This window comes from Emticicia sp., from assembly GCF_049241225.1.
Classification (GTDB): Bacteria; Bacteroidota; Bacteroidia; order Cytophagales; family Spirosomataceae; genus Emticicia.
In genome coordinates this window covers 2,135-7,374 of the sequence record NZ_JBMLRC010000196.1, presented here as the reverse complement: position 1 = coordinate 7,374, position 5,240 = coordinate 2,135, and the positions used below count along the sequence as shown (strand labels likewise).

Below are 5,240 nucleotides of genomic sequence, written 5' to 3'. Positions count from 1 at the left end.
AAAAGAGCATTAGAAAGATTACTACTCTGCCCAATTGTGTTCGGATTTGTCTTCACTTCGCTATCAATAAGCCCCTGCACAACTTTTGGTGAAAGACTATCTTTTTTTCCATCGAGGTAGGTTACGATAGCTACCGAACTATCAATCGGTACTTCTTTTTCGTTCGTGATTTTGAAAACTCCTTTTTCGGTTTCCGAAATATAAGTTTTCACACCTTTCGTATACACTTCTTCGTAGGTGTATTCTTCTTCTTCATCAGAGCTGCTACTTCCGCAGCTTTGAAGCATAACACTATTGCCCATAATCGTGAGGGCAATTGTGCTACTAATGGTGATATCTTTTACTTTTTTGATAAAAGTTTTTTTGCTGATAGGAGTCATTTTTCGATATTGTAAGAGCGGTTTAGTAAATTTATGTGTCAAATATTTAGTAAATGCTGCAATTAAGAAAGAATCTTGGTAGGAATGGTTATTTTTCCTTGTAATTTGGCATTTTTCTTGGACAATTTATGAAGTATTTTCTGTTTTTGATATTTTTAGGGTTTGGGAGGGCTGTGGCTCAAAACCCTTATGTACAGGTGCTTGGTGTGGCACAAGATGGCGGTTTTCCGCAGGCAAATTGCCAAAAAGAATGTTGCAAAGCTGTTTTTGATGGAAAAACTGCCCGCCAGTTTGTTTCGTGCATAGCAGTTATTGACCCACTCTCACAACAACAATGGATATTTGATGCCACACCAGATTTTACGCAGCAATTACATCTGCTCAATAAACCCGCACCTAAAAACCTGGGTATTTTCCTGACCCACGCACACATTGGGCATTATACGGGTATTATGTACTTGGGCCGTGAAGCCATGGGAGCCAACCAAGTGAAGGTTTATGCCATGCCCAAAATGAAAAACTTTATCGAGCAAAATGGGCCGTGGAGCCAGTTGGTGGCCTTACGAAACATTGATTTGCAGCCAATTAAGGAAGATTCGGTCATTGTCTTAAACGAACGTGTGAGTGTACAGCCATTCAGAGTGCCACACCGTGATGAGTTTTCGGAAACGGTTGGTTATAAGATATTTACGCCCAATAAAAGTTTAGTATTTATCCCTGATATTGATAAATGGCAAAAATGGAATCGAAGTCTGGAGGAGTTAATCAAATCGGTTGATTATGCTTTTTTAGATGGTACTTTTTATAAAGATGGCGAAATTAATCGACCAATGAGCGAAGTACCGCACCCATTCGTGACCGAAACGATGGACTTATTGAAAAACTTACCAAGCACCGAGAAAGCCAAAGTACATTTTATTCATTTTAACCACACAAATCCTGTGATGAACCCTAAATCTTTAGAAAACAAAGAAGTCAGAAAGCAGGGCTTTAAAGTGGCTTTTCAAGGACAACGAGTTGAGCTATAATTTCAAATTTAAACTAAAAAAATGGACAAAAAACACCGCACATTACTTATCATTATATCAATAGTTGGCTGGGCTGCTATTGGTGGCTTAGGGTGGTATTTTATCAATAGTTATACCTCTGATTCTCGAAAGACCAAAGGTGTGGCCGAATACGACACGCTTGTTCAGCCAACACATTACAAAACGATTGCTTCACAGGCCTTCAAAAATGTGGTACTTGAAACCGACCTCGGCCCAGTAAAAGTTTATTTCGAACCAAGCGAAAAACATTCTATCAAGTTTCATCAGTCGTATTTAAAATATGTTGATATGACATACCGAGGCGATACCTTGCTTATTCATGCGAAAAAAACGCCAAAATCGACCAAAGAAGAGCCTATTTATAAGCAAATTTATATTTACATGCCCAATATCAACTATTATCAGAGCGAAGCAAGTCAGACAACTTTCTCATACTTCAATATTGAGCAGCTCAAAGTTGACAACCGAAGTAGTTGGGTGCGTTTTTATGGCTGTAAGATTAAAAATTTAGAACTCCTCACCGACCACTCGTGTAATTATCGATTAGAAGAAAATTCTTATTTTGGGAAAGTTCGGGCCGCAATCAATGACAACAGTGCCATGACTTGCCTGAGTTACATCCAGACCGACCTCGTGGTTCGAACCAAAAGCTTCAAGAATATTGATTTGAGCAATGAAAATGTAAAGAAATTACTCATCGAAAAATAAGAAAACAACACCTGCAAGTGAGTCTTACAGGTGTTGTTAGTATCAACCTTTATCTACACACTCGGCGGCAATAACTTATACATCACGGGCGTAACGATTCTGGTTAGAATCAATGATGAAATAAGCCCGCCAACAATTACGAGTGCCAATGGTGAATAAAGCGGCGAATGCTCCATAATGAGCGGAATCATACCACCAATGGCGGTCATGGTTGTCAGTACGATTGGGATAAAACGGGTTTCTCCAGCTTCTTCGATGGCTTCATCAATACTCAAACCATTTTCTTTACGTAAGAAATTAGTGTAATCTACAAGTAAAATGGAGTTTTTCACTTCAATACCAGCCAATGCGATGATTCCGACGATGGCCGTAAACGAAAGCGAATTTCCAGTAAAAAGTAGAATCAAAATTGCCCCAATCATTCCGAGCGGAATTACTGAAAGTACAATAAATGTGCTTTTGAAAGTTTTGAATTCAAGAATCAAGATGGCGATAATTCCGAAAATGGTGATGATGATAATCGTACCAAGCCCACCGAATGTTTCGGCCGAACGCTCTACTTCTCCTGCCATTTTAAACTCATAGCCTTTCGGAAGCTTGATTTGTGCCAATTTTCCCATGGCTTCTTTCGTCACATTTGGTGTCAGGAAGCCACTTTTAATGAAAGCCGAAACCGTAGAATATCGGTCACGGTCGTAGTGATTGATGCGATTAGGCGATGTCTCGAAACCAACAGTTGCTAACTGGCTAAGCGGCACAAGATTTCCCATCTGATTGGCCACAAATATTTTTGAAAACACATCCATACTTGGGCGTTGCTCACGAGGGAGATTGACGTTGAGATTCATTTCGTCGCCGTCTTTTTCTTTATAAATTCCTAAGTTTACACCCGCAATTCCCATTCTGATAGTACGGTCAATATCAACCGTCGGAATACCCAGCATTCCTGCTTTATCTTTATTGATATTTACTCGTAAATCAACATTTTGGGCGGCAAGGGCATTATTTACGTAGATTGTGCCTTTGGTTTCTTTGAAAACCTTCTCAACTTTAGCCGAAATTACTCGCAACGAGTCAAGGTTTTCGCCCATGATTCTGACTGCCAAAGGTGCTTCAAAGGGAGCTCCTTGCTCAAACTGAATCACACGGATTTTTGCCCCTGGATAAGAATCAAAAATTGCCCGTAGTTCATCAATAAATTGCTCACGCTCAGGTACTTCTACCTTATCTTGTAGCTGCACAAAAAGTTGTGAGTAATTCGAGAGGGTTCCACCAACGGGCAATGTATTGTAGTAAATACGTGGATTACTTTTTCCTACGTTTGTGGCAAAATTCTTAACGATTTTATGCTTTAACAACTCATTTTCAACGAATCGGGCAGCTTTATCGGTTTCGGAAAGTGTGGTGCCGAGCGGGGTTTCGATGTTTATCAAGAATTGAGGTTTTTCGGAACGAGGGAAAACACTCGTACCAACTACTGGAATCAAAGCCAAGCTGCCAACAAAAATCAAAACAGCAACCAATAAAGCAGTTTTAGGATACGAAAGTGCTTTATGCAATACTTTACGATAAGAGCCTTCAATACCTTTTTTCATCAATCTAAGAACCACGTTTTCGCCGTGTTCTTCGCGGGGCATCAGCAGGCTGGCCAAAAACGGAACAATTGTAAGCGAAACAAAGAGCGATGCAATGATGGTCATGATTACGGCCATCGGAAGGCTTCGGATGAAATCTCCTGCTGATTCTGGAAGAAAACAGAGTGGTAAAAACGCAAAAATCAAGGTGGCAGTACAGCCTAAAACGGCTAAACTGATTTGTTTGGTAGCTTCGATGGCTGCTTCTCGGCGAGGCATACCTGTACGCAGAAATCTGGCGATGTTTTCGACCACCACAATCGAGTCATCTACCAACAAACCCAATGCGATAACAAGCCCCACCACACTTAGTTGATTGATTCCGAAACCTGCCAAATCGAGCATCGTCAGTCCCATCGCCAATGACAGTGGAATCGAAATCATTACGATAATAGCAGGACGAATACCCAACGGAATGAGTGTGATGAGTACCAACAAAATAGCAATACCAAAGTCACGAGCCAAGCCGAATAAACGAGTAGAAACACTTTTTACTTGGTCGAAACTCTGCTCAAATTTTATATCAGCTGGTAAACTCTTAGCAAAATCATCAATGACTGGTCTGATTTCTTCGCCGGTTTTGAAGATATTGCTACCGTCTTTCATAGTAGCCGTGATGAACACCGCTCTTTTACCATTCAAACGCCCCAGATAATTTTCTTCTTCATAGTCAAATTTTACGTCAGCTACATCTCGCAAATATGTTACGGTCGTGCCAGATGAGCTAACAATGGTATTCTTTATTTCATACAAACTTTCGTAGCTACCCGAAGTTTTTACACTGAATTTTCGACTACCGATTTCGATATTTCCTGCGGGAATATTAGCATTTTCTGACTGGACTGCCCCTAAAACTCGATTTAGCGGAATTCGGAACTGTGCCATTTTATCTAAATTGACCGAAATTGTCACTTGTTGTTTCGGGAATGCCCAAATTTCAGAAGTCTTTATTGACTTTACTTTCAGAAGTTTGTCTTTCAATTTATCGGCTTCTTTCTCTAATTCTTTATAAGGTGTTGTTTCCGACATCACAGCACATTGAATGATGTTTACGCCTTCGGGTGTGAAACGTAGTACATCCATGCTATAAATATCGGCTGGTAGTTTGGTGCGAATAGCGTTTAACTCACGCACAACCTCGTTGTATTTATCATCGGGATTGATAGAGTGAACAAACTCCAAACGGATTTGAGCAACACCCTCGTCAGCCGACGAAATTACTTTTTTAATATCGCTGATTTCAGACATTTTATCTTCGATAGGGTCAACGATGAGTTTTTCCATATCGGCAGGAGAAGTACCGGGGTAAACAACCACGATACTATTGAAAGTTGCCTTCAAAGCTGGGTCTTCGGCTTTGGGCATATTGAGCAATGAGTTAACTCCAATTGCCATAATCATCACGAAAATGATAATGGTAAATTGGTAGTTTTTGACGGAAAATTCGACGAGACGCATAGCTTTTTAAT

The 5,240-nt window shown here is 40.2% G+C and carries 3 protein-coding genes and 1 pseudogene; 2 read left to right on the top strand and 2 right to left on the bottom strand.

Annotation, left to right across the window (positions count from 1 at the left end):
- Positions 1–380, bottom strand: a pseudogene (locus tag ACOVO2_RS11080) (hypothetical protein); the annotation flags it as partial.
- A gap of 128 nt (positions 381–508) precedes the next feature.
- Here ACOVO2_RS11080 and ACOVO2_RS11075 point away from each other — a divergent pair.
- Both ACOVO2_RS11075 and ACOVO2_RS11070 read left to right on the top strand, forming a co-directional pair.
- The gene (locus ACOVO2_RS11075; protein ID WP_421770033.1) at positions 509–1,408 is read left to right on the top strand and encodes an MBL fold metallo-hydrolase; all 900 of its coding nucleotides are present in this window, start codon (positions 509–511) and stop codon (positions 1,406–1,408) included.
- Positions 1,409–1,429: 21 nt separating this feature from the next.
- Positions 1,430–2,137, top strand: a complete 708-nt coding sequence (locus ACOVO2_RS11070) for a hypothetical protein (RefSeq protein WP_421770032.1) — start codon at positions 1,430–1,432, stop codon at positions 2,135–2,137.
- A gap of 53 nt (positions 2,138–2,190) precedes the next feature.
- Here the strand turns inward: ACOVO2_RS11070 and ACOVO2_RS11065 are convergent, their stop codons facing one another.
- Complete coding sequence (locus ACOVO2_RS11065; protein ID WP_421770031.1) at positions 2,191–5,229, bottom strand: efflux RND transporter permease subunit; 3,039 nt, start codon at positions 5,227–5,229, stop codon at positions 2,191–2,193.
- Positions 5,230–5,240 lie beyond the last annotated feature (11 nt).

What these genes read in the sequence shown, in the direction of transcription:
- ACOVO2_RS11075 (WP_421770033.1), top strand. Translation starts at nt 509, where the DNA reads ATGAAGTATTTTCTGTTTTTGATATTTTTAGGGTTTGGGAGGGCTGTG.
- ACOVO2_RS11070 (WP_421770032.1), top strand. Translation starts at nt 1,430, where the DNA reads ATGGACAAAAAACACCGCACATTACTTATCATTATATCAATAGTTGGC.
- ACOVO2_RS11065 (WP_421770031.1), bottom strand. Translation starts at nt 5,229, where the DNA reads ATGCGTCTCGTCGAATTTTCCGTCAAAAACTACCAATTTACCATTATC.